Genomic DNA, 20,413 nt, shown 5'->3' with positions numbered 1-20,413 from the left:
AAGGAGTGCTGTCATGGTTACTGACTCGAAGCTCTCGCAAAATCGCCCCTATCAGCGGCTGCTCGTCGCGAAAGTCAGTAATGAGCTTTCGTCGGCAATTAGTTTGGTCGCGCTGCCACTGGCGATAGTCGCCGTCACACAGGATGTGGTGCTCGCCGGTGCGGTTGTGGCGATAACTTCAGGGGCACTCGTGCTTTCGCAAGCACTTACTGGTGCAGCTGTCGACCGATGGGGAGCATCTTTTTCGCTGCGAGTCTCGTCGGCGCTTCAAGCCTTGGGGTGGCTTCTGGTGCTGGTCGGAAGCTTTCAGACGAGTGTGTTTTTGATGTTTTTCGGTGCGCTGATTGCTGGCGCAGCTTCGGGAATAGACGGGCCCGCCGAACAGCGGCTCATGAAACTGGTGGTTGCACCTGCGCAGATGGGGCGGGCCAGCGCGGTGGGGCAGGGGCGCGAAGCGGCTGCAGAACTGCTTGGAGGCCAATTCGCTGGTTGGCTTTTCGCGATACAAGCGCACACGCCGTTTTTGGCGCAGATCATCTTGAACACCCTGGCAGCGTTCGCAACTCCGAAAGCAAAAGAGAAAGTAACTGTTCAGGGGGGGAGCTATTGGGTGGAACTTGCCGAGGGGTTTAAACATGTATTCGCTGACGGCGCACTGCGCGGTATCGCCCTGATCTCTGGCATCGCGAATTTAGCGATGGCGCTCACGCCACTCACCCTAATTTTCGAGTATCAACAATCAGGAATACCCGCACCGCTCATCGGCGCGCTCTCAACATTCTTTGGTGCCGGAGTGATTTTGGGTGCGCTTATGGCCGGATGGATGGTTGAACGGTTTTCGCTCGGGGCCCTTGGGATTGTGGCATTGAGCGGCTTCGCGCTCGCGCAGGCCGCGATTGCGTTCGGGTACCAAAATTTCTGGTTCACCTGCGCGATCTTTACGCTCTCAGCCGTACTGCTGCCACCGTTCAACGCATCCGTTGTCACCTACATGAACGTCACAAGTGACGAGAAGATTCTTGGCCGAGTGACGTCAGCAACCGGGGTGCCGGGGATGATTCTCATGCCCATCGGGTCGCTACTGGCGGGCCTGCTTTTTGAGTGGTCTGGTGCAGCTCCTGCACTCTATGTCAGTGCAATCGCGGCAATGATTGCCGCTATTTTCATGGGCATCGAGCCGCAGCTTCGTCGGATGCCGAAGCTGAGCGAGCTGTGCCCGGATGAGTAATCGCTCAGTCGCGGGCAGTGTGTGTCTTAGCGGCTTTTGTACGTGGTCTGCCACATACAAAAGCCGCTAAGGCACACACATGGGAAGGTGGCGGTGTCGGGAGGCGCGGACAGGGTCGGCGGGATGCGGTGAGCGGCGGGAAGCGGCGGGAAGCGGCGGGATGGTGCAGAGGCACAGCGGCAAATGCTGCACGGGCGCGCCGCGCCGCACGGGCACGCCATCACGGCAGATAGGATGCGTTCGGGGAAAGGACGTTGATGGCTGATGCGCGGATGATGCGCTGGTTCGGCGGCGCGGCAGCGCTGATTACCGGGCTGTTGCTCGGCGCCGCATCCACTCTGATCGTCCCGGCCACCAGTGCCGAAAATGTCAGCACCACATCCCCAACCCCTACACCGACGCCGGAACCCGCATCACTGCAGCGGGCCGATTTCCGCCAGTGCTCGTTGCAGACAGCAATTGACGCAGCCGGCGACCTCACAGTCCACGCCACATTCACCGATGATGCCACCGGGCAGCTGCTCGCCGAATTCCATGACGACGAACCGGTGCCAACCGCATCCGTCATGAAACTCGTCACCGCAGCCACCGCATATGAAGTGCTCGGTTCCGACTATCGCCTCACCACTCAGGTCGTACCCGGAGCGCAACCCGGCACCGTCGTGCTTGTCGGCGGCGGCGACCCGACCCTGCGCTCGGGTGACAACAGTTATTTCCCCGGCACCACCGCATCCATCGCCGACCTTGCTGCGCAGCTCGGCAATCAACGCATCGCCGCCGTTGGAATCGACACGCGCCGTTACACCGGGCCGCAATGGCATCCATCCTGGGAACCTGAAGACCGCACCCTTGGATATATGTCGCCCATCTCGGCGCTGATGGTCGACGGCGGGCGAGCCGACCCGGCGGCGCAAGAATCGCCGCGCAGCGAAGACCCCGCTTCCGATGCTGCCGCTGTGTTTGCGGCACAGACTGGTGCGTCGTTCGATCCCGCGCTCAAGCCGGCACCCGGGGGCCCGCCGCTGGCAACTGTCGAATCTCCCACGGTTGCCGAGCTCGTTGATCTGATGCTGCTTGAAAGCGACAACGTTATTGCTGAAGTGCTCGCCCGTGAGGTGGCGATCAAGCTCGGCACCGGCACCGATTTTGATGCGATCAATCAGGCGCAGCGCCGGGCATTGCTGTGGCTTGGGGTGGACGTGACCGGGTTCGTTGGCGCAGATGGGTCGGGTTTGTCGCGCGACAATCGTGCATCCGCTGAAATGATTGATGGTCTGCTGCGGGTGGTCAACACGCATGATGAGCTGGCGCCGCTGCTTGCGGGGTTGCCCGAAAGCCAGCGCTCCGGAACCCTCGAGCGGCGCTTTCCTGATCTGGCTGATGGTGCCGTGAATGCGAAAACCGGGCAGATTACCGAGTCGCTCGGGCTGGCCGGATGGATTGATGTCGACGGCGGGCGCGTGCGCATGGTGGTGATGGTCACCCGCCCTGTTGGTGGCGAAAATGCGCCGGTTTCGGTGGGCGTTGATCGGCCGCTGCTTGACAGTGTGGTGGCTCGCGCGCAGGAGTGTGGGCTGCAGCTTTCTGGTCTGTAGCCCTGCTGTTTTTGTGTGAGCTGCGGTGTGCTGCGGTGTCCTGCGGATTTTTGTTTCCTGCGATCAGAATTTTGACTGCAAAACCGGTGTTTTCGGCCCAAAACCGGCCTAAAACCCCCGTTTTGCAGTCAGGAAACAAAATTCAGTTCCGGGATGCAGTCAGGAAACAAATTTCTGCAGGGGGATGCAGGCGGATGCGGGGAGCTGGTGGGCTCTGGCTGCAGGTGGATGCGTGTGCTGCGGATTTTTGTTTCCTGGAATCAGAATTTTGGCTGCAAAACCGGTGTTTTCGGCCCAAAACCGGCCTAAAACCTCCGTTTTGCAGTCAGGAAACAAAATTCAGCTTCGGGATGCAGTCAGGAAACAGATTTCTGCAGGGGGATGCAAGGGGATGCAGGGGGATGCAAGAGGATGCAGGGGATGCAAGGGGATGCAGGGGGATGCAAGAGGATGCAGGGGGATGCAAGAGGATGCAGGCGGGGGCTCTGGATGCAGGGGGATAGAGGGATGCAGGGTGCAGGGCGCTGACTGCAGCGGACGCGGCGTGCTGGCCGCAGCGCACCAGCGCACCAGCGCACCAGCGCACCAGTGCACCAGCCCGCAGCGCACCAGCGCACCAGTGCACCAGTGCACCAGCGCACCAGTGCACCAGCCCGCAGCGCACCAGCGCACCAGCGCCGCAGCGCGCCGGCACGCGGGGAGGGGCGCACCCCTCCCCGCCCGCACCTACAGCTGGTTGCCGAGTTTGTAGCCCTGCGCGGTGTCGCCCTTGCGCGTGTATGAGAATCCATCGGCGCCGATGGTCTGCTCCATCTCAGAGTCGTCGGTGCGAGCCACCACCTCTTTGACGTTGCCGTCGAGATCGAGCACGAGCGACGCATCCGTGTACCACGACGGCACCACCGGGTTACCCCACCAGTCGCGGCGCTGGTTGTCGTGCACATCCCAGCTGACCACCGGGTTGTCGGGGTCGCCGGTGTAGTAGTCCTGCGTGTAGATTTCGACGCGGTGCCCGTCGGGGTCGCGCAGATACAGGTAGAACGCGTTCGAAACGCCGTGCCGTCCTGGCCCGCGCTCGATCATGTCAGAAATGCGCAGTGCCCCAAGCTTGTCGCAAATGTAGATGATGTTGTGTTTTTCGTGGGTGGCGAAGGCGACGTGGTGCATCCGTGGGCCGTCGCCGCCGGTCATCGCGGTGTCGTGCACGGTGGGTTTGCGGCGCATCCAGGCCGCGTATTCGGTGCCGTTTTCGTCGACGATGTTTTCGGTGACGCGGAAGCCGAGCGATTCCATATAGCGGGTGGCGCGCGGCACATCCGGGGTCACCTGGTTGAAGTGGTCGAGCCGCACGAGTGCCCCGGCACCGCACAGTTCGTAGCTCCAGGCGAGGCGCTCAACGTGCTCGGTTTCGTAAAAGAACTCGAGCGGGAATCCGATCGGGTCTTCGACGCGCACCGAGTCGCCGATGCCCTTCGTGAAGCCCTCGGCACGACGCTCAACGCGACAGCCGAGTTCTTCGTAGAACGCCTGCGCCCGGTCGACATCTTCGGGCGAGCGCACCCGGTACGAAAACGCGGCAACGGCGGCGACGTCACCCTTGCGCAGCACCAGGTTGTGGTGGATGAATTCCTCAAAGCTGCGCAGGTAGATGCTGTTTTCGTCCTCTTCGGTGACGACCAGGCCGAGCACATCCACATAGAACCAGCGTGATTTTTCGAGGTCGGTGACCACGAGTTCCATGTAGGCGCAGCGCAGAATATCGGGGGCGGGAGCAGCCGGGATCGGGATAGGAGTGCTGTTCATCGTTGAACTTTCTCTGAGCAAATGGATGGGTTACTGGGGCACCGCAAACGGATGGGTTACCGGGCACCGCAAATGGATGGGTTACTGGGCACCGCAAATGGGCGCCACGGACAAGTGGGTTAGTTGGCGCCAAAGCGCGCGGTGTGCACGTCGCCGAGGGTGATGTGCACCGCCTGCTGGTCGGTGTAGAAGTCGATCGAGCGGTAGCCGCCCTCTTGGCCGAGGCCGGATGCCTTCACGCCGCCGAAGGGCGAGCGCAGATCGCGCACATTGTGCGAGTTGAGCCACACCATGCCGGCGTTGATGTTTTGGGCGAAGTTGTGGCCGCGCTTGAGGTTTTCGGTCCACACATAGGCGGCGAGTCCGTAGCGGGTGTTGTTGGCCAATTCGAGGGCTTCGTCTTCGGTGTCGAAGGGTGTGATTGCGACGACGGGGCCGAAAACTTCTTCCTGGAAGATACGGGCGGTGGGTTCGACGTCGACGAACACGGTTGGCGCCACCCAGTTGCCTTCGGCGGGTGCGTCTTCGGGGCGGCCGCCGCCGGCAACACAGCGGCCCTCGTCCTTACCGATTTCGAGGTACGACATGACTTTTTCGTAGTGTTCGGGATGCACGAGCGCGCCCACTTCGGTGGCCGGGTCAAATGCATCCCCAACTTTGACGTTGCGTGCGCGGGCGGCATAGCGGTCGATGAATTCATTGTAGATGGTGCGCTGTACGAGGATGCGGCTGCCGGCGGTGCAGCGTTCACCGTTGAGCGAGAATACGCCGAACAGTGTTGAGTCGATGGCGGCGTCGAGGTCGGCGTCATCGAAGACGATGGCGGGCGATTTGCCCCCGAGCTCCATCGACATGCCTTTGAGGTTGGCGGCGCAATTGGCGTAGATGATCTGGCCGGTGCGCGATTCGCCGGTGAACGAGATGAGTGGCACATCCGGGTGTTTTACGAGCGCGTCGCCGGCGGTTTCACCGAAACCGTTGACGAGGTTGAACACACCTTTGGGTAGGCCCGCATCCTCGAAAATTCCGGCCCACAGCTGCGCGGATGCGGGCGTGAATTCGGCGGGTTTCAGCACCACGGTGCATCCCGAGGCGATTGCGGGTGCGAGCTTCCACGACTCGAGCATGAACGGGGTGTTCCAGGGGGTGATGAGCCCGGCGACGCCCTTGGGTTTGCGGTTGACGTAGTTCATCTGGGTGCCGGGCACTTTGAAGGCGTTGTCGTGCTGGGCGACGATGAGATCGGCGAAGAACCGGAAGTTTTCGGCGGCGCGGCGGGCCTGGCCCTTGGCTTGGGTGATGGGTAGGCCGGTGTCCCAGGTTTCGATTTCGGCGAGTTCTTGGTCGCGGGCTTCGACGGCGTCGGCGATGGCGTTGAGCACGCGCGCCTTTGCGCGGTTTTTCATGCGTGGCCAGGGGCCGTTGGTGAATGCTTCGGTGGCGGCGGCGACGGCGCGGTCGATATCGGCTTTGTCACCGGATGCGGCGGTACCGTAGGCCTCGTTGGTTTGCGGGTTGAGCACCTCGAAGGTTTCGCCCGAGATTGAGTCGACGAATTCGCCGTTGATGTAGTGCTTGATGTTGGTGGGAACGTTGGCGGGGCGCTGGGGCATTGGAGTCTCCTGACTGTCGCGTGGCTTCGTTAGTCGTGGTGGGGCTGGATGCGGGTGAGTACCGCATCCATGGTGTTGAGCCGGTGGGCTCGGGCGCTGGCTTCGATGTCAGCGGCGGGTGCACCGGTTTCGATGAGTTTGAGCAATTCGTCGTGTTCGGTTACCGATTCACGGGTGCGTTCGGGGACGAATCCGAACGATGATTCGCGCATGGTTTCGAGGCGGTGCCAGCCGCGTTGCACGAGGTCTGCGATGTGACTGTTGTTGCAGTGCTGGAAGAGCACTTCGTGGAAGCTGCGGTTGAGTCGGGTGAATTCGGCGGGGTCGAGGTCGGGTTCGTTGGCGAGCACGCGCATTTGGTCGTTGATGGCGCGGGCTCCGGCGAGATCGGATGCGGTGAGCTGCGGCGCCGATTGGGCGGTTGCGAATGCTTCAACAACGCTGAGGGTTTGCATGGTGTCGCGGTAGATGGTGCGGTCGGGGATGGCGACCTGGGCGCCGACATTGTGGGTGAAGGTGACTGCGCCCTCGGCTTCAAGCATCCGGATTGCTTCGCGTACGGGCACGGTGGAGCAACCGAGTTCGGTGGCGATTTTGCCGAGCACGAGCCGGTGGCCGGGGTTGAATTCGCCGGTGGTGATGCGCTCGCGTAGCCAGTCATAGGCGAGCTGGGTTTTGGATGCTTGGGGTGCGGAGAGTGTGGTCATGAGTCTTGTTGGGTTTGGCGCCACTGCTGGTAGCGGGCTTCCCATTCGCCGGTGGGCGGGAAGAGTCCTTCGATGGGGTTGCCGGCTTGCACCTGGTCGAACACCCAGCCGTCTTGGAGTTCTTGTTCGTAGGCGTCGCCCACGACCTCTTCGAATAGCGCTGGCGGGATGACGATGACGCCGTCGTCGTCGCCGACGATGATGTCGCCGGGTTGGACGGTGGTGCCGCCGCAGGCGATGGTGCCGTCGACTTCCCAGGGCACGTGCCGGCGGCCGAGTACCGCGGGGTGGTTGCCGGAGGAGTACACGGGGATGCCGAGTTCGGCGACCGCGGCCGAGTCGCGCACGCCACCGTCGGTGACGATGCCGGCGGCGCCGAGCACCTGCGCGCGGGCACCGAGCACATCGCCGAGGGTTCCGGTGCCGCGCTCGCCGCGGGCTTCCATCACCACCACATCGTCGGGCTGAACTGAGTCGATGGCTTGTTTTTGGGCGTTGTAGCCGCCGCCGTGCTGTTTGAAGAGGTCTTCGCGGTTGGGTACGTAGCGCAGGGTTTTGGCGTAGCCGAGGATGCGGCTGCCGGGATGGTTGCAGGTGACGCCGTCGATGGTGCAGTTGACGATGCCGCGTTTGCGTAGCTGCGCCCACAGGGTTGCGACGGCAATTTTTTCCACTTTGGCGCGCAGCTCGGGGGTGATGACGGTGCGGGGTTTGATGATTGGGTCGAGCCCGGCTGCCTCGCGCGAACCCCAGGCTTCTTCGCGCTGGGTGTCGTCGACCTTGGGTTGGGCGCCGAATGCGGGGATCGGGTGGGAGCTTTCGACCACGCGGGTGATGAGCCGCCCGGTGGTGGGTGCACCGGGGGCGGTGGGTGCGTCGACTTCGACTTCGACGGTTTGGCCGGGTTCGGCAACTGATGAGCCGGCGGGGGTGCCGGTGAGGATGATGTCGCCGGGTTCGAGGGTCATGAGCTGGGAGAGGTCGGCGACGAGCTGGCAGAAGGGGAATACGAGTTCGGCGGTGGTGTCGTCTTGGCGCAGTTCGCCGTCGACCCAGGTGCGGACGCGCAGTGCTTTCGGGTCGAGCCGGTCGGCGGGGATGATGGCCGGGCCGAGCGGGGTGTAGCCGTCGCCGGATTTGTTTTTGAGGTTGGAGCCTTTGTCGGCGTGGCGGAGGTCGTAGAGGCCCCAGTCGTTGGCGGCGGTGATGCCGGATACGTAGTTCCAGCCTTCGGCGGGGTCGACGCGGCGGGCGGTTTTGCCGATGATGAGTGCGATTTCGCCTTCAAATGCGAGCAGCTGGGTGCCCTTGGGGCGTTCGATGGTGTCTCCGGTTTTGGCAATTGAGGTGCCGGCTTTGAGAAAGTATCCGGGCGCTTTGGGCGAGCGGCCGCGCTGGGCGATGCGTGATGGATAGTTGAGGTGCAGTGCGATGATTTTGCCGGGGCGCTGCTTTGTGAAATCGGCGGGGGTGGGGATGATCGGCATGGTGAGGCTCCATCGTTGGCGTTTCATCGGGCTCATTGATGGGCCAGCGGGCTGCTTGACAGCTCACCGGGCGACACTGCCCGCGCAATATACGAAATAATATACGATCCGGGATGCGCGCCAAGGGGCGGGTGCCAATTGTCAGCCGGCTTTGAGGGTTGGCTGAGGGGTCGGTTCTGTTTTCTTTAGTCGTCGCGCACCTTCACACTGAGGGATGCGTAGTGCGTGCATTAAGGGGGCGCCGGTTTCCGACACCCCCTTAATGCACAGTTGGCAAACGTTGTTTAGACGTACTCGCCATTCAGGATGCGGCGAAGCACCTCCGTGACCATGGCCACACCCGCGAGCATGTCATTATCGTTGGTCAGCTCGCGCTCATTGTGGCTGATGCCTTCCACGCTCGGAACGAATAGGAAGACCGTGGGCGCAACATCCTTCAGGTTCGTCGAGTCGTGCCCGGAAAGGGTTTTGAGCACGGTGTGCGAAAGACCGAGCGAGTCGGCGGCCGACTTGGCAAGCTCAATGCCGGCTGCGTCGTATTCCTGCGCGGGCCAAGAGTGTTCGGGTGTGAGCTCGATTTCGACCTTCGCACGGGCCGCGGCCTCGTCAACACGCTTGCGGAACTCGGCAACTGCGCGGGTGAGCCGTTCTTTGTCTGCTGAACGAAAATCAACGCGCAGATCGACCTGGCTCGGCACCACAACTGGCGAATTTGGTGAGACATGGAATTCACCGCAGGCAGAATTGACGGGGGCCTGTTCATCGCTGAACTGCTCAGCCACTTCACGGGCTGCAGTGACGACAAGCGCGCCACCAAAGAGTGCATCGTGGCGATCCTCGAGCATGGTGGCAGCGGTATGGCCCTGATCTCCGCGAACCTGACACGTGAACTTCTCAGCACCCCATGTCGAATCGACAATACCGATTTGGGTACCGGCGGCTTCGAGCCGACGTCCCTGCTCAATGTGCACCTCTACATAGGCGGCAAGCTCAAGAGTGAAATCACCGGTTGCCGACATTGACGCCAGCGCATCACCCACGGATACTCCGGTCGCGTCCTTGACACGGAGTGCATCCTCAACGCGGAGCTTCTTGGTGAACACCGAACTTCCCATCATCGATGGTGGGAAGCGGCCGCCCTCTTCGTTGAACCAGTTGATGACGGCGATATTGAATTTGGAGTCGGTCTCGTCGCGTAGCCGGGCCGCTGCGTGCGCGCCCGCGAGCACACCGTAGGCGCCGTCGAATCGACCGCCGCGAGGTTGCGAATCGAGGTGCGAGCCCACCCCTACCCACGGCAGGCTCGGGTCGAACTCAAGCAGCGCGAACTGGTTGCCGATAGCGTCCTGTCGCACTTGGAAGCCCAGAGCTTCCATCAGGCCGCGGAACCACTGTCGGGTTTGGCCATCAGCGGGTGATCCCGCCTGTCGTTCGACACCACCGTTGGGGGTGGCGCCGATCGAGCTCATCGATTCGAAATGCTCGAGAAATGTTGCGTCGTCGATGTTCAAGGTGCCTCCTTTGGTCTTGAAAAGTGAATTGGGACGTCGTATGGAACGTTGTTTACTCATCGGCCGAATAGGTGCGCCGACCACCGACATAGGTTGCTTGCACATCGAGCTCATCGAGGCGTTCGGCGTGCAGCGGAGAACCACTCAGAGCCACGAAGTCGGCCAGTTTGCCGGCCGTCAGCGTTCCCTTGTCGTGGATGGTGCCCGTGGCAATGGCACCCCACTCGGTGTAGAGCCGCAGCGCCTGCTCTCGATCGAGTCCCTCGTTCTCACCGATGATCGAGCCGTCCTCCGAAACTCGATCGATGGCCGCTTGCATTGCGCGGCGGACGTTGATGTCGCAAACCGGTGAGTCGCTGGATCCGGCAACGATGACCCCCGCATCCACGAGCGTTTTGCCTCGATAGAGGGTGTCGCGGCGATGTTTGCCAATGCGGTCAACCATTTCGGCACCGAACAGATGAATGAATCCATGCTGCGGGGTAACTGCCACCCCGAGTTTGGCCGCTCGTGCAACCTGGTCGGGTCGGGATAGCCCAAAATGCTCAATCCGGTTCGGAGTTGAGCGCCGGCCATAGGTGTTCTGGCACTGCTCGATAATGTCGAGCGCCAGGTCGATTGCCGCATCCCCGATCGCGTGCAGTGCGAGGTTCCAGCCCGCCCGATAGGCGCGTGCCACGCGGTCGTGCAGCTCAGCCGCCGGAGTCAGCAGGTAGCCGTGGTTGTGGGGATGCCCGCAGAACGACTCGGTGACGGCGGCAGTTCTGCCGAGCAGCGACCCATCGGTGAACACTTTGACCGGGCCGAGCGAAATAAGTTCGCTGCCGATGCCAGTGCGGATGCCGAGCGAAAGCCCGGCAGCGTGTTGCGTGCCCTGGAAGTCTACGGTTGCGCCCTCAATATCTTCCAGCGCATCCAGGGCTGGCATGAGCTGCGCGCGCGCAAACAACTGACTGCTTTCGGCTGCGGTTTGGTAGGCGGCAATCTCGACCGGTGAGTGCCCAATCCAGCCACCACCAACACCCGCTTCGGTGAAACTCGTGATGCCCTGAGCCGCATACTCTTTCGTTGCGGTGTGCAGTGCGGCGACAATCTGGTCGTGCGAGTAGGGGAGGATCAGCTGCTGCAATAGCCCCTGGGCGGTTTCGTCAACCAGCCCCGTGAACTTGCCCGATTCATCCCGAACCAGCACCCCACCCTGCGGCGGTTCAAAGTCGGGGTCAAAGGCACCAACCATTCGGAGCGTCGCCGTATTGGTGAGTGATGCGTGCCCCGAAATATTTCGGATGTACATGGGGTGGTTGCCGGTGATTTCATCGACCACTCGGATGTCGGGCAGTTGCCCGCCGTGGTGCATCTCGCTGAAGCCGATCCCATATACCCACTCGCCCTCGTCGAGCTTGGCGACCGCGTCGCAGAGAAAGTCATAGAACTCATCCAAGCCGCGCGCCTCGGCGACCGGGATGCCGTTGAGGCCGAGTCCCCACCAGGTCGTGTGGCAGTGAGCATCAATGAAACCCGGCACGATGGTCTGGTCGGGATATCGATCGACCGGCACGGAGCTGAGGTCGAAACCATCGAGTTCCTCGTCGAACCCAATAATTCGACCGTTCGTGATTCCAAACCGTTTGGCTGTTGGGCGAAGTCGGTCGAGAGTCAAAATTTCGTTCGCTTCGATGATTAGATCAACCATGATTCTCCTCCAATTCCCCCTCGCAGCGTCGCTGCGGGCGGGCAATGCGCGGCATCGGTCTAGGTGCGGATGCACTTGCTATCGGATACGACTTCGATGTCGTATAGCCCTAGCGTGGCACTTTCCGAGCTGGTGCGCTAAGGGCATGCGCAACCGACCCAGTAGGATTCTTGGGTAGATGCACAATTTGCATGAGTTTTGGGGGAGATTTTTTTGGCCGGTGAGCTCTCGACGAAACCCGAAGCTATTGATCGGGAACGCTGGCTGGAACTCATTTCGCGCCTCGATATAGAGGTGCTCCTGGTCGACTTCATGGAGCGTCTCGACGAGATGCCCGAATATCGCGACGGCAAGGTGTCAATTGCTGAGCGCAGCCAGAATTCGCGGGAGGCTTTCACTGAAATCATTGCGCAAATGCGCGGTGAGGGTGATGACGAGAGTTTTCGTCGTGCCGGGTTCTCGCTCGGAGTTGCGCGGGCGCACAGCGGTATTTCGCGAGCCACGCTCAGTGCCGTTATTAACACCGACTACCTGGTTATTTGGAACGGGTTGGTTTCAGTGGCCGACCCCGAGGATGCGCCGCTATTGCTACGGCACGCCGATCTCGTTTGGGGCATTGTTGAAGAATATGGCCGAGCTGCGCAGGACGGGTATCTCGCCGAGCTCGAACTCATTGCGGATGAGCGGCAGTTCCGTGAGCGGACACTGCTCGTGGAACTCATCGACCACGACAGTGTGAGCGATTCGCGCTTGCGGGAGATCGCTGAAGTGCTGGGCCTGCCGGTTGACGGTGGGTTCGTAATTCTTGCTGCTGTCGGTGTGGAGGCGGTGGAGCTGCGGAAGGACCTCAATCCGAAGACGCGGGTAGACGGGACTGTTAGCTTCTTCTATCGGGAACGCACTCTGATGCTCATCGCATCCCGTTCCGCGTGGTGTACGTCGCCAGCACTTCGACAGGTTCGTGCTGCGGGCTATGGCGCAATAGTTTTTGTTGATCGTTTTAATGATGTGCGCACAGGGCCCGGCTGGCGCACGGGTTGGCGCAGCTGCCATCAAGGTCGGACCGGCAGCGACGCAGCCTCGATGACTGGCCGCAGCTGGTGAAACAAGAGCTACAAAAATCGCATCTGTCTGCGGTTGTCGAAATCGAAGCCGGCCTGGATGCGTGCAGCGAGACTGAGCGAGAATTGCTCGAGCGTTCAATACGCGCCTACCTTGAGACCGGCAGTGTCAGAGAAGCTTCGGAACAACTGTTTTGCCATCGCAATACGTTGACGAATCGCATGCGTCGATTTGCCGAACTCACCGGGCTAGACGTGACCGTGCCGGTGCAGGCCGCCAGAGTGGTGTTGGCCTGGGCATAAAAACAACCGCCTCGTGTGCAGGTGCACACTGGGAGAGTTGGGTCGGTGACACTTGCCTGTCGCGCGAGCGACACCAGAATTGGGATGCTCATACGGAGGCTGCAACGGTGCAGCAGCGCGTTTCGCGCGTGAGCCAATGGAGTAGGGAGCTTCACATGACCCAACAAACCCCTGAGTCGCTGGCAAAGGCAGAAACAGCGACAGTTAATGTCATCTCGCCAAAAGATGCGAAACGGGCAGCCTACGGTGCTCTCGCTGGCAACGTGCTTGAGTGGTACGACTACTTCTTGTTCAATACTGCTGCCGCGCTGGTGTTTAACGTCCAATACTTTGTGTCAGATAACGCGGCTGCCGCGTCGATGGCTTCTTTTGCCACCCTCGCTGTCGGCTTCCTGATGCGGCCACTGGGCGGGCTGCTATTCGGTTGGCTCGGCGACAAGATTGGCCGCAAGGCAGTGCTGATGATCACCGTGGTCGGTATCGGTGTCGCCACCGGCCTCATCGGTATCTTGCCGAACTATATGTCGATTGGTATCGCGGCGCCGATTTTCCTGATCATCCTGCGATTGTTCCAGGGGCTATTCATCGGCGGTGAGTGGGGTGGTGCGATGACCCTGGCGGTCGAGCACGCGCCGCTGAAGATGCGTGCCGCGATGGCGGCTATCCCGCAGCTCGGTTCGCCGATCGCCACGATTCTTTCTTCCGGTGGTATCTACCTGCTTGCTCTTTATCTGTCGAAAGACAGCTTCGATGCCTGGGGCTGGCGTATCCCCTTCCTCGCGGCAATTCCGCTGCTGCTGATCACTCTGTGGATTCGCGCGAAGCTCAACGAATCACCCGTATTCCGGCAGCTTGAAGAATCCGGTACGAAGGAAAAGACACCGGTGGCAGCTGTCTTCCGCACCTCGTGGCGACAGATGCTCGTAGGTGTGCTCGCCGCGCTGCTCGGAACCGCAGGTTTCTACATCGTCACCTCGTTCATCATGAACTACGGAACGCGTGTGCTGGGTATCGAAAAGGACGTCGTCCTTGGCGCAACCATGGTTGGCGCGATCTTTCAGCTTGGCGCGGTCATTCACGCGGGACGACTCGGGCAGCGCTTTGGTGCCTCGAAGATCATCATCTGGTCGGGTATCGCGGGTGCGCTCGTCGCATTCCCCTGCCTGATGCTGGTGCAGACGACCCAACCGCTTCTCGTTGTGGCCGGTGTCGTCATTGGTCTTGTGACGCTCACCTACTCCTTCGCTGCAACCGGGTCGGTGCTCACTGGCCTGTTCGCCTCGTCGGTTCGTCTGACCGGTGTGTCACTGACCTACAACACCTGCAACATCTTGGCGGGGCTGACACCGCTGATTTCGACGGCGCTCGTGACCTGGGCAAGTGACCACTGGTGGCCGGCTGCAGTGCTGCTCGTAATCTTCTCGCTGGCAAGTGCACTGGGCGGCTTGCTCGCTCCCAAGCTGAGCCAGCAGTACGAGGACTACACGCACTAGATACGTGCGCCGGGGCCGGGGATGCAGATCCTCGGCCCCGCTTTATTGCTCACTTATTGGCGATCCCGATGCGCCAGCCACGCGCGCAGGTTACCGAGCAGGTGCAGAACTAGCGAGACCACCAGGAACGCGATGACGACGTATCCCATCATGCTCATCACCCGGCCCCAGCCACCGTCGAGAGTGGGGTCAAGGAACTTGTAGGGGTACCAGCCGGCGATCGCGCCGCGAATCCAGGTGTAGGCGAGCCATGCAATCGGTAGCAATAGCCACACGAGCGACCGCCACCAGCGGGCGCGGCGCGTCATGGTAATCAGCAGCCATCCGAGTAGTGCCGCGACGGGCGCGACCCGGTGGGCGACGATGTTGTGCCACGGCAGATCCCAGCGTGCGAACTCACCGGGTTCGGCAACGAGCACTGCGTAGATGATGCCCGTCATCACCATCATGAACGTGAGCATGCCGCGCAGGTGGTCCCACCACACCGGCAGCTTCTTACGCATCGAAACCGCGCCGATCACGCACACGAGGCCGAACAGTGCGTTCGACACATTGGTGAAGTGCGAGAGCGTCTGAATGAGCGTGTGATCAGATGCGCCGGTGGCAGACCGCCACGCGTTGTACACCACCGAAGCGATTGCGAGCCCGCCGACTACTAGCCGCAGCAGCCGGATCCATGACCGATCGGGATGCAGGGCGTTATTGAGCTTTGGGGCTCGGTTTACTGCGGGCAGTGTTGGCGACGGCATGACAGACAGTCTGGCACGGGTGCCAGATCAACCTGCCATGTACAGGCCGCCGTTCACGTCGATTTGTGCGCCGCTGATAAATGACGAGCGCTGAGACAGAAGGTAGGTGACAGCATCGGCGACTTCGCCCGGGCGGCCGAGTCGTCCCAGTGGAGTTGCACGTTCGAGCTCGCCGTCCGATGCAGCAACAAGATCGTTAGTCATGGGTGATTCGATAATTCCGGGAGCAACAGCATTCGCCCGAATCCCGCGACCTCCCAGCTCAATGGCGATAGTGCGCATGAACGAGACGATCGCACCTTTTGTGGCTGCATAGTGGGCGTGATTTCGTGAGCCGCGTTCGCCGGCAATCGAAGCAAAATAAACCAGTGACGCATTGTCACGGATGTGAGGGAGAAGCGTCGAAGTGAGGGTGGCTACGGCGTCGAGGTTTATCGAGATCGTGGTGCGCCACTGCTCTGTGGTCATTTCTGCAAATGGATGTGCGACGTAGATTCCAGCAGCAGGCGCAAAGCCATTCACCCCACCAAGTTGCGCTCCGGCAGCCGCAATCGCTCGCTGAGTTTCGGGAAGCCGAACGTCTCCGCCCACGGTGAGCACGGTTCTACCGGTGGCTTGAGCTTCGGCAGCAATCGATTCGAGACTTGATTCATCGAGTTCGTGGAGCACGAGATTCGCGCCCTCATCGAGCAGCCGCTGGGCGAGTTCACGTCCAATTGCGCCGGCGGCTCCGGTGATGACGATGTTTTTATCTTTGAGATGAAGGTCCATGTTGGGTTCCTTTGCGAGCTATTCGTACCAGTTGCCGTCGATCGAGAGGCCGCCGTCAACGCGAAGTGTGTGTCCCGTGATGTAGGAAGCATCGTTGGAGAGCAGCCAAACGATTGGCTTGGCAATTTCTTGGGGTGAAGCGAAGCGGCCCAGGGGAGTGCGGTCAGTAATGGGCTTGGTCTGCAGCTTTCCCGCCGCGGCGAGGTCGTCGGTGAATGGGGTAGTGACGTACCCGGGAGCGACTGCGTTTGCCCGGATTCCATCGGGTGCCCACTCCACGGCAAGGGACCGGGTGAAGCCCTCGATAGCGGTTTTTGCGGTGTTGTAGCTTGCACGTTTCGGCATACCGAGTGCGCTGGCGATCGATGAAATAGTCACGATCGAGCCTGGTTCATCCCTGCGTAGCAGCTCGTATGCGGCGCGACATACCCGCATCGTGCCGTGGAGGTGGACGTCGATGAGTGACAGCCAATCGTCGTCAGTCATTTCCGCTGTTGCCACGGGGCGAGAAATACCAGCGCAAGCAACCAGTGCGGCGAGCGAGCCCTCAGCAGCTGCTATGTCGGCGAATGCGGCGTTGACTTCAGCGGTGCTGGTGATATCGACTTGAATACAGCGAGTCCGTTCCGCCAGGCTTTTCGGAAATTCAGCCATCGCGGATACGTTGCGGTCAAGGATGACCGCCTGTGCGAAAGGGGCGGATTGAAGCCAGGTTTCGGCCACGGCGCGACCAATCCCGCTGCTGCCTCCGGTAATCACTGCAGTGCGTTTTGGAGTGTTTATGCTGCCCACTTGACACCTCAATGTGTAGAACGGGTAGCAGTGGGGGTCAACGTCGACCTCACTGCCTTTTCCACGACACAATAGGTAAGTTTTGGATCCAAAACAAGCCATGAGCGAGGTTGAGTAATGAACGATGGGTTGGTCAACGGTGCGCTGTTTAACGGCGCCAGTGAGACCGCGCGTGTGGTGCATGAGCTGCGAGAACTCATTCTTCGAGGTTCGTTTACCCCGGGTGAGCGACTGGGGCAAGAGATGCTGGCAAAGCGTCTCCAGGCAAGTCGAATGCCGGTGCGGGCGGCGCTACAGCAACTCGAGCGCGAAGAGCTGGTCACGATTGTCCCGAACTCTGGCGCTTGGGTGACCAGAATGGATGCGGAGCAGATTGATGCGATCTATCGGTTGCGAGAGGTGATTGAACCGCTCGTAGTGCGAACGAGTCTTCCGAACCTCACTACTGAGCAGATTGAGCGTATACATGAGCTTGGCGACAAGGTGGATGAAGTTACCGAGAACCCTGAGCGGTTCGATGAGTTCATGGTCCTTGAGCGCGAGTTTCATATTGCAACGTTCGCGGGTGCGGACTTCCCCGGTTATCGAGACCGTGTCGAGCAGCTCTGGAACCGTACCCAGTTTTCTCGTGGCACGGTGGCTTGCCAATTCACCGCCGCCGATTGGGCTTGTACCCGAGCAGATCATCACTTGATGCGCTACTACATCGATAACTGCGATGCTGAAGCGCTTGGCGAGATCGTCAGGCTGCATATTCGCCGCACTCGGCGTCTGGGTGCACAGCTGGAGCTACTCAAGGACCAATCAATTGGATCCAATTGAGTTGACATCTTGTTCCATGCCCCGTACTCTCGCAGTCAACGAACTACTGAGGATCGTGTTAGTGCAATGACGCACCGGTGCTGAATAGCACCCAATGAGAGGGGCATTGACAATGACGTCAACCAACTGGTGGCCTTCATCCACCCAACCGTCAACTTTTTTGGCTCCACACCTCGTGGCAGGCGGGGCGGGAAGTGCGCGAAATCTTGCTCCGCTTCTTCGCAATGAGCTGCACATCGATGGTGGGAAAGTTTTCCTGGCGATCGATGATGCGGTGGATGCGGCCGGTCTGATCTCGCCGATTGCTGATTCGCTCAAATCGAGTGGTTTTGAAGTCGTCCAGCGCGGTGGGTTCGGGGCAGAACCCGTAGACGAAATCGTTGACGCTGCAGCTGCTGAGGCGCGAAGCCAAGACGTTACAGCTGTCATCGGCGTCGGCGGTGGTTCCGTGCTCGACTCGGCAAAACTGATCGCACTCTTGCTTCGCAACGAAGGCGGCTCGGCAGATTGGGTCGGAGCAGTTGAACCTGGAACTGAGGTGGCTCCGCTGCTGCTGATCCCAACCACCTGCGGAACTGGTTCCGAAACGACAAATATCGCGATGGTCACTGTCGCTGGTAACAAGCGATCCTCGGTGTGTTCCGGGTTTGTGCCTCCCGTTGCTGTGCTTGATCCAGAGCTAATTGCAAGCTTGCCGCCCAAGGTGATTGCGGCTACCGGTATGGATGCGCTTGCACATGCCGTCGAATCTCTGATGTCAACGCAGGCCTCGATGCTTTCGGCGCATGCCTCATTCCATGCGATGGAACTGCTCATTGGAAACCTCGAACGAGCTGTCGCAGGCGATAAAGAGGCATTGGCATACACACTCTGGGGCGCTCACCTGGGCGGCCAGTCGCTCAATGCTGGTGTGGTTCTGGGCCACTCAATGGCGTATAGCTTTGCCCACGCGACGCCGATGCCGCACGGGGTTTCCTGCGCGCTTGCACTCCCATATTGCATCGCCTTCAACCAAAACATTGATTCGCGGCTGGCTGAACGAATTGCGCTTGCTCTGACGGCAGGTAAGTCCGACTCGCTTCGCGAAGCAGCCCAGGAAGTTCAAGACCTAGCACGTCGAATCGGGCTGCCCACGACATACGCCGAAGCTCGTATCGATCCATCGCGTTCGGATGAACTCGCGGCATACTGCGCAGCGCAGTATCCCCGCCCCACGAACCCAGAGGGGATGGATGCAGAACGACTGCAAATTTTGTTCTCGGCGGTTGAAACCGGTGACCTGGACCTCGCGTTCAGCGCGACTGCATAGTGGCGGAATCGGAGAGGGGTATTGATATGAAATACGGTGAACTGCAGCTTCACATTGGTGCGCAACAGCGAGGTGCGTCCGAGGGTGGTCAGATTGAGGTGCTGAACCCGTCGAATGGTGAGGTGATTGCAAAAGTCCCCGCTCTGACCGCTGAGGATCTACCAGCTGTGTTTGCTGCGGCTGAGTCAGGAGCAGCTCAGTGGCGAGAAACAGACGGTATTGAGCGCGGACGCATCCTGCTGCACGCCGCGCAATTGGTTCGAGAACATGCTTCCGGACTCGCAGAGATCATCACCAGTGAGCTCGGAAAGCTACCTGCAGATGCGGCCGGTGAAGTTGAAAAATCCGCACAGTTTCTCGAGTATTACGGCGGCATGGGCCGCGATGAATTCGGCGGAATCATGTTTGATGGCCGGCCAAATACGGTGACTTCCCGAGTTCGTGAACCGCTCGGGGTGGTGGCGCTTATCACACCGTGGAATGACCCGCTGCTCACCCCCTGTCGGAAGCTGGGGCCGGCGCTGATCTCCGGCAATGCTGTCATTATCAAGCCGGCTTCCGCGACGCCACTTTGTGTCATGAAGCTGGCCGAGCTCTTGCGAGAAGCCGGGCTTCCGGATGGTGTCTTGACCGTGGTCACTGGCCGCGGAGATGCAGTGGTGCACGACCTCATTGACCACCCGGCTATCGCTGGCGTGTCTTTTACCGGTTCGACCGAAACCGGAATGTCGATCCAAAAGCAACTCGCCGGCAAAAACATCCGGGTCCAGACCGAGATGGGTGGGAAAAACACCCTGCTGGTCATGGACGATGCTGATCTCGACCTAGTGGAATCGGCTGTCGTAGCCGGGGGGCTCGGTCAAGTGGGGCAGCGGTGTACCGCGACGAGTCGAATTGTTGTACATGAAGCAATCGCAGATGAGTTGCAAGACCGACTCGTCAAGGTCTTTCAATCTCAACAGGTCGGTCCAGCAACAGCACCTGGAGTGACAGTGGGACCGGTTGTTGATTCGCGCGCACGCGAATCAATTCTGGAACATCGGGATCGTGCCGTTGCACAGGGAGCGCGAGTAATCGCAGCAGCGCCGCTAACCGACGGTCAACAAGACCGTGCTTTCCTCGTCGCTCCTGCCTTGTTGGAGGTCTCAACCAAGCAGGACATCTGGAACGAGGAAGTATTTGGTCCGATAATCGGGATGGCAAAGGTCGCATCTTTTGAAGAGGGTGTGGCAGCCGTTAATGATACGAGCTACGGACTTGCCGCCGCGATTTTCACACGATCACTAGCAAACGCATTCGAATTTGCTCGGCGTGCAAATGCTGGACAGGTTTCAATCAACCACCCCACAACCGGGTGGGATGTTCATCACCCGTTCGGCGGTTTCGGAGATTCGGGTTCGGGGTACAAAGAACAGGGCCGACAGGCACTCGAGTTCTATACGCGCTGCAAGACAGTCGCGCTGAGAAGCCATTAGG

At 60.4% G+C, this 20,413-nt stretch carries 17 protein-coding genes; 8 read left to right on the top strand and 9 right to left on the bottom strand.

Translation table 11 applies throughout. The features are described from left to right. The first annotated feature begins 13 nt into the window (after window positions 1–13). Together PV375_RS06835 and PV375_RS06830 are read left to right on the top strand one after the other, a co-directional pair. Window positions 14–1,228, top strand: a complete 1,215-nt coding sequence (locus PV375_RS06835) for an MFS transporter (protein WP_332106676.1) — start codon at window positions 14–16, stop codon at window positions 1,226–1,228. Between the two features lie 257 nt (window positions 1,229–1,485). Next, a complete protein-coding gene (locus PV375_RS06830; protein ID WP_332106675.1) occupies window positions 1,486–2,823 on the top strand; it encodes a D-alanyl-D-alanine carboxypeptidase/D-alanyl-D-alanine-endopeptidase in 1,338 nt (445 codons plus the stop codon). Window positions 2,824–3,549: 726 nt separating this feature from the next. On the opposite strand, the gene hpaD is transcribed toward PV375_RS06830, so the two are convergent. The 6 genes from hpaD to PV375_RS06800 form a co-directional block, all read right to left on the bottom strand. Continuing rightward, window positions 3,550–4,626 (bottom strand): 3,4-dihydroxyphenylacetate 2,3-dioxygenase, encoded by a 1,077-nt coding sequence (gene hpaD / locus PV375_RS06825; protein ID WP_332106674.1) that lies wholly within the window; start codon window positions 4,624–4,626, stop codon window positions 3,550–3,552. 119 nt (window positions 4,627–4,745) lie between these two features. Further along, entirely contained in the window at window positions 4,746–6,239 is a 1,494-nt protein-coding gene (gene hpaE / locus PV375_RS06820) for a 5-carboxymethyl-2-hydroxymuconate semialdehyde dehydrogenase (RefSeq protein ID WP_332106673.1), read from the bottom strand. A 29-nt stretch (window positions 6,240–6,268) separates the two neighbouring features. Then, window positions 6,269–6,946: a GntR family transcriptional regulator gene (locus PV375_RS06815; RefSeq protein WP_332106672.1), complete on the bottom strand. Its 678-nt coding sequence runs from the start codon at window positions 6,944–6,946 to the stop codon at window positions 6,269–6,271. Next, on the bottom strand, window positions 6,943–8,433 hold the full coding sequence (locus tag PV375_RS06810; protein ID WP_332106716.1) for a fumarylacetoacetate hydrolase family protein: 1,491 nt from the start codon (window positions 8,431–8,433) through the stop codon (window positions 6,943–6,945). The genes PV375_RS06815 and PV375_RS06810 overlap by 4 nt, the downstream gene beginning before the upstream one ends. Window positions 8,434–8,717: 284 nt before the next feature. After that, a complete protein-coding gene (locus tag PV375_RS06805) occupies window positions 8,718–9,944 on the bottom strand; it encodes a M20 family metallo-hydrolase (RefSeq protein WP_332106671.1) in 1,227 nt (408 codons plus the stop codon). Between the two features lie 52 nt (window positions 9,945–9,996). After that, a complete protein-coding gene (locus PV375_RS06800; protein ID WP_332106670.1) occupies window positions 9,997–11,637 on the bottom strand; it encodes an amidohydrolase in 1,641 nt (546 codons plus the stop codon). Window positions 11,638–11,850: 213 nt separating this feature from the next. Here PV375_RS06800 and PV375_RS06795 point away from each other — a divergent pair, with 213 nt between their 5' ends. From PV375_RS06795 to PV375_RS06785, 3 genes are all read left to right on the top strand, one after another. Continuing rightward, the gene (locus PV375_RS06795; protein WP_332106669.1) at window positions 11,851–12,741 is read left to right on the top strand and encodes a hypothetical protein; all 891 of its coding nucleotides are present in this window, start codon (window positions 11,851–11,853) and stop codon (window positions 12,739–12,741) included. Continuing rightward, window positions 12,738–13,001, top strand: a complete 264-nt coding sequence (locus tag PV375_RS06790; RefSeq protein ID WP_332106668.1) for a helix-turn-helix domain-containing protein — start codon at window positions 12,738–12,740, stop codon at window positions 12,999–13,001. Before PV375_RS06795 ends, PV375_RS06790 begins: the two co-directional genes overlap by 4 nt. A 155-nt stretch (window positions 13,002–13,156) precedes the next feature. Further along, window positions 13,157–14,494 (top strand): MFS transporter, encoded by a 1,338-nt coding sequence (locus PV375_RS06785; RefSeq protein WP_332106667.1) that lies wholly within the window; start codon window positions 13,157–13,159, stop codon window positions 14,492–14,494. A 53-nt stretch (window positions 14,495–14,547) separates the two neighbouring features. On the opposite strand, the gene PV375_RS06780 is transcribed toward PV375_RS06785, so the two are convergent. The 3 genes from PV375_RS06780 to PV375_RS06770 are packed head-to-tail and all read right to left on the bottom strand — an operon-like array spanning window position 14,548 to window position 16,773. Beyond that, window positions 14,548–15,243: a Pr6Pr family membrane protein gene (locus PV375_RS06780; RefSeq protein ID WP_332106666.1), complete on the bottom strand. Its 696-nt coding sequence runs from the start codon at window positions 15,241–15,243 to the stop codon at window positions 14,548–14,550. A 27-nt stretch (window positions 15,244–15,270) separates the two neighbouring features. Continuing rightward, window positions 15,271–16,014, bottom strand: a complete 744-nt coding sequence (locus tag PV375_RS06775; RefSeq protein ID WP_332106665.1) for an SDR family NAD(P)-dependent oxidoreductase — start codon at window positions 16,012–16,014, stop codon at window positions 15,271–15,273. 18 nt (window positions 16,015–16,032) lie between these two features. Beyond that, window positions 16,033–16,773, bottom strand: a complete 741-nt coding sequence (locus PV375_RS06770; protein WP_332106715.1) for an SDR family NAD(P)-dependent oxidoreductase — start codon at window positions 16,771–16,773, stop codon at window positions 16,033–16,035. Window positions 16,774–16,923: 150 nt separating this feature from the next. Here PV375_RS06770 and PV375_RS06765 point away from each other — a divergent pair, with 150 nt between their 5' ends. The 3 genes from PV375_RS06765 (at window position 16,924) to PV375_RS06755 (ending at window position 20,412) form a co-directional block, all read left to right on the top strand. Continuing rightward, window positions 16,924–17,628, top strand: a complete 705-nt coding sequence (locus PV375_RS06765; RefSeq protein WP_332106664.1) for a GntR family transcriptional regulator — start codon at window positions 16,924–16,926, stop codon at window positions 17,626–17,628. A 112-nt stretch (window positions 17,629–17,740) separates the two neighbouring features. Then, complete coding sequence (locus PV375_RS06760; protein ID WP_332106663.1) at window positions 17,741–18,937, top strand: iron-containing alcohol dehydrogenase; 1,197 nt, start codon at window positions 17,741–17,743, stop codon at window positions 18,935–18,937. A gap of 26 nt (window positions 18,938–18,963) precedes the next feature. Beyond that, on the top strand, window positions 18,964–20,412 hold the full coding sequence (locus PV375_RS06755; RefSeq protein WP_332106662.1) for an aldehyde dehydrogenase family protein: 1,449 nt from the start codon (window positions 18,964–18,966) through the stop codon (window positions 20,410–20,412). Window position 20,413: the final 1 nt, after the last annotated feature.

The sequence above is a fragment of the Gulosibacter sp. GYB002 genome (assembly GCF_036577665.1).
Lineage (GTDB): Bacteria > Actinomycetota > Actinomycetes > Actinomycetales > Microbacteriaceae > Gulosibacter > Gulosibacter hominis.
The sequence above is the reverse complement of the archived record's forward strand: the minus strand, read 5'-3'. Positions and strand labels throughout refer to the sequence as shown.

Bases quoted from the DNA above. Each gene is read 5' to 3' on its own strand.
- hpaE (WP_332106673.1), bottom strand. From the start codon at position 6,239: ATGCCCCAGCGCCCCGCCAACGTTCCCACCAACATCAAGCACTACATC.
- PV375_RS06785 (WP_332106667.1), top strand. From the start codon at position 13,157: ATGACCCAACAAACCCCTGAGTCGCTGGCAAAGGCAGAAACAGCGACA.
- PV375_RS06800 (WP_332106670.1), bottom strand. From the start codon at position 11,637: ATGGTTGATCTAATCATCGAAGCGAACGAAATTTTGACTCTCGACCGA.
- PV375_RS06780 (WP_332106666.1), bottom strand. From the start codon at position 15,243: ATGCCGTCGCCAACACTGCCCGCAGTAAACCGAGCCCCAAAGCTCAAT.
- PV375_RS06810 (WP_332106716.1), bottom strand. From the start codon at position 8,433: ATGCCGATCATCCCCACCCCCGCCGATTTCACAAAGCAGCGCCCCGGC.
- PV375_RS06775 (WP_332106665.1), bottom strand. From the start codon at position 16,014: ATGGACCTTCATCTCAAAGATAAAAACATCGTCATCACCGGAGCCGCC.
- hpaD (WP_332106674.1), bottom strand. From the start codon at position 4,626: ATGAACAGCACTCCTATCCCGATCCCGGCTGCTCCCGCCCCCGATATT.
- PV375_RS06765 (WP_332106664.1), top strand. From the start codon at position 16,924: ATGAACGATGGGTTGGTCAACGGTGCGCTGTTTAACGGCGCCAGTGAG.
- PV375_RS06760 (WP_332106663.1), top strand. From the start codon at position 17,741: ATGACGTCAACCAACTGGTGGCCTTCATCCACCCAACCGTCAACTTTT.
- PV375_RS06755 (WP_332106662.1), top strand. From the start codon at position 18,964: ATGAAATACGGTGAACTGCAGCTTCACATTGGTGCGCAACAGCGAGGT.
- PV375_RS06835 (WP_332106676.1), top strand. From the start codon at position 14: ATGGTTACTGACTCGAAGCTCTCGCAAAATCGCCCCTATCAGCGGCTG.
- PV375_RS06830 (WP_332106675.1), top strand. From the start codon at position 1,486: ATGGCTGATGCGCGGATGATGCGCTGGTTCGGCGGCGCGGCAGCGCTG.
- PV375_RS06815 (WP_332106672.1), bottom strand. From the start codon at position 6,946: ATGACCACACTCTCCGCACCCCAAGCATCCAAAACCCAGCTCGCCTAT.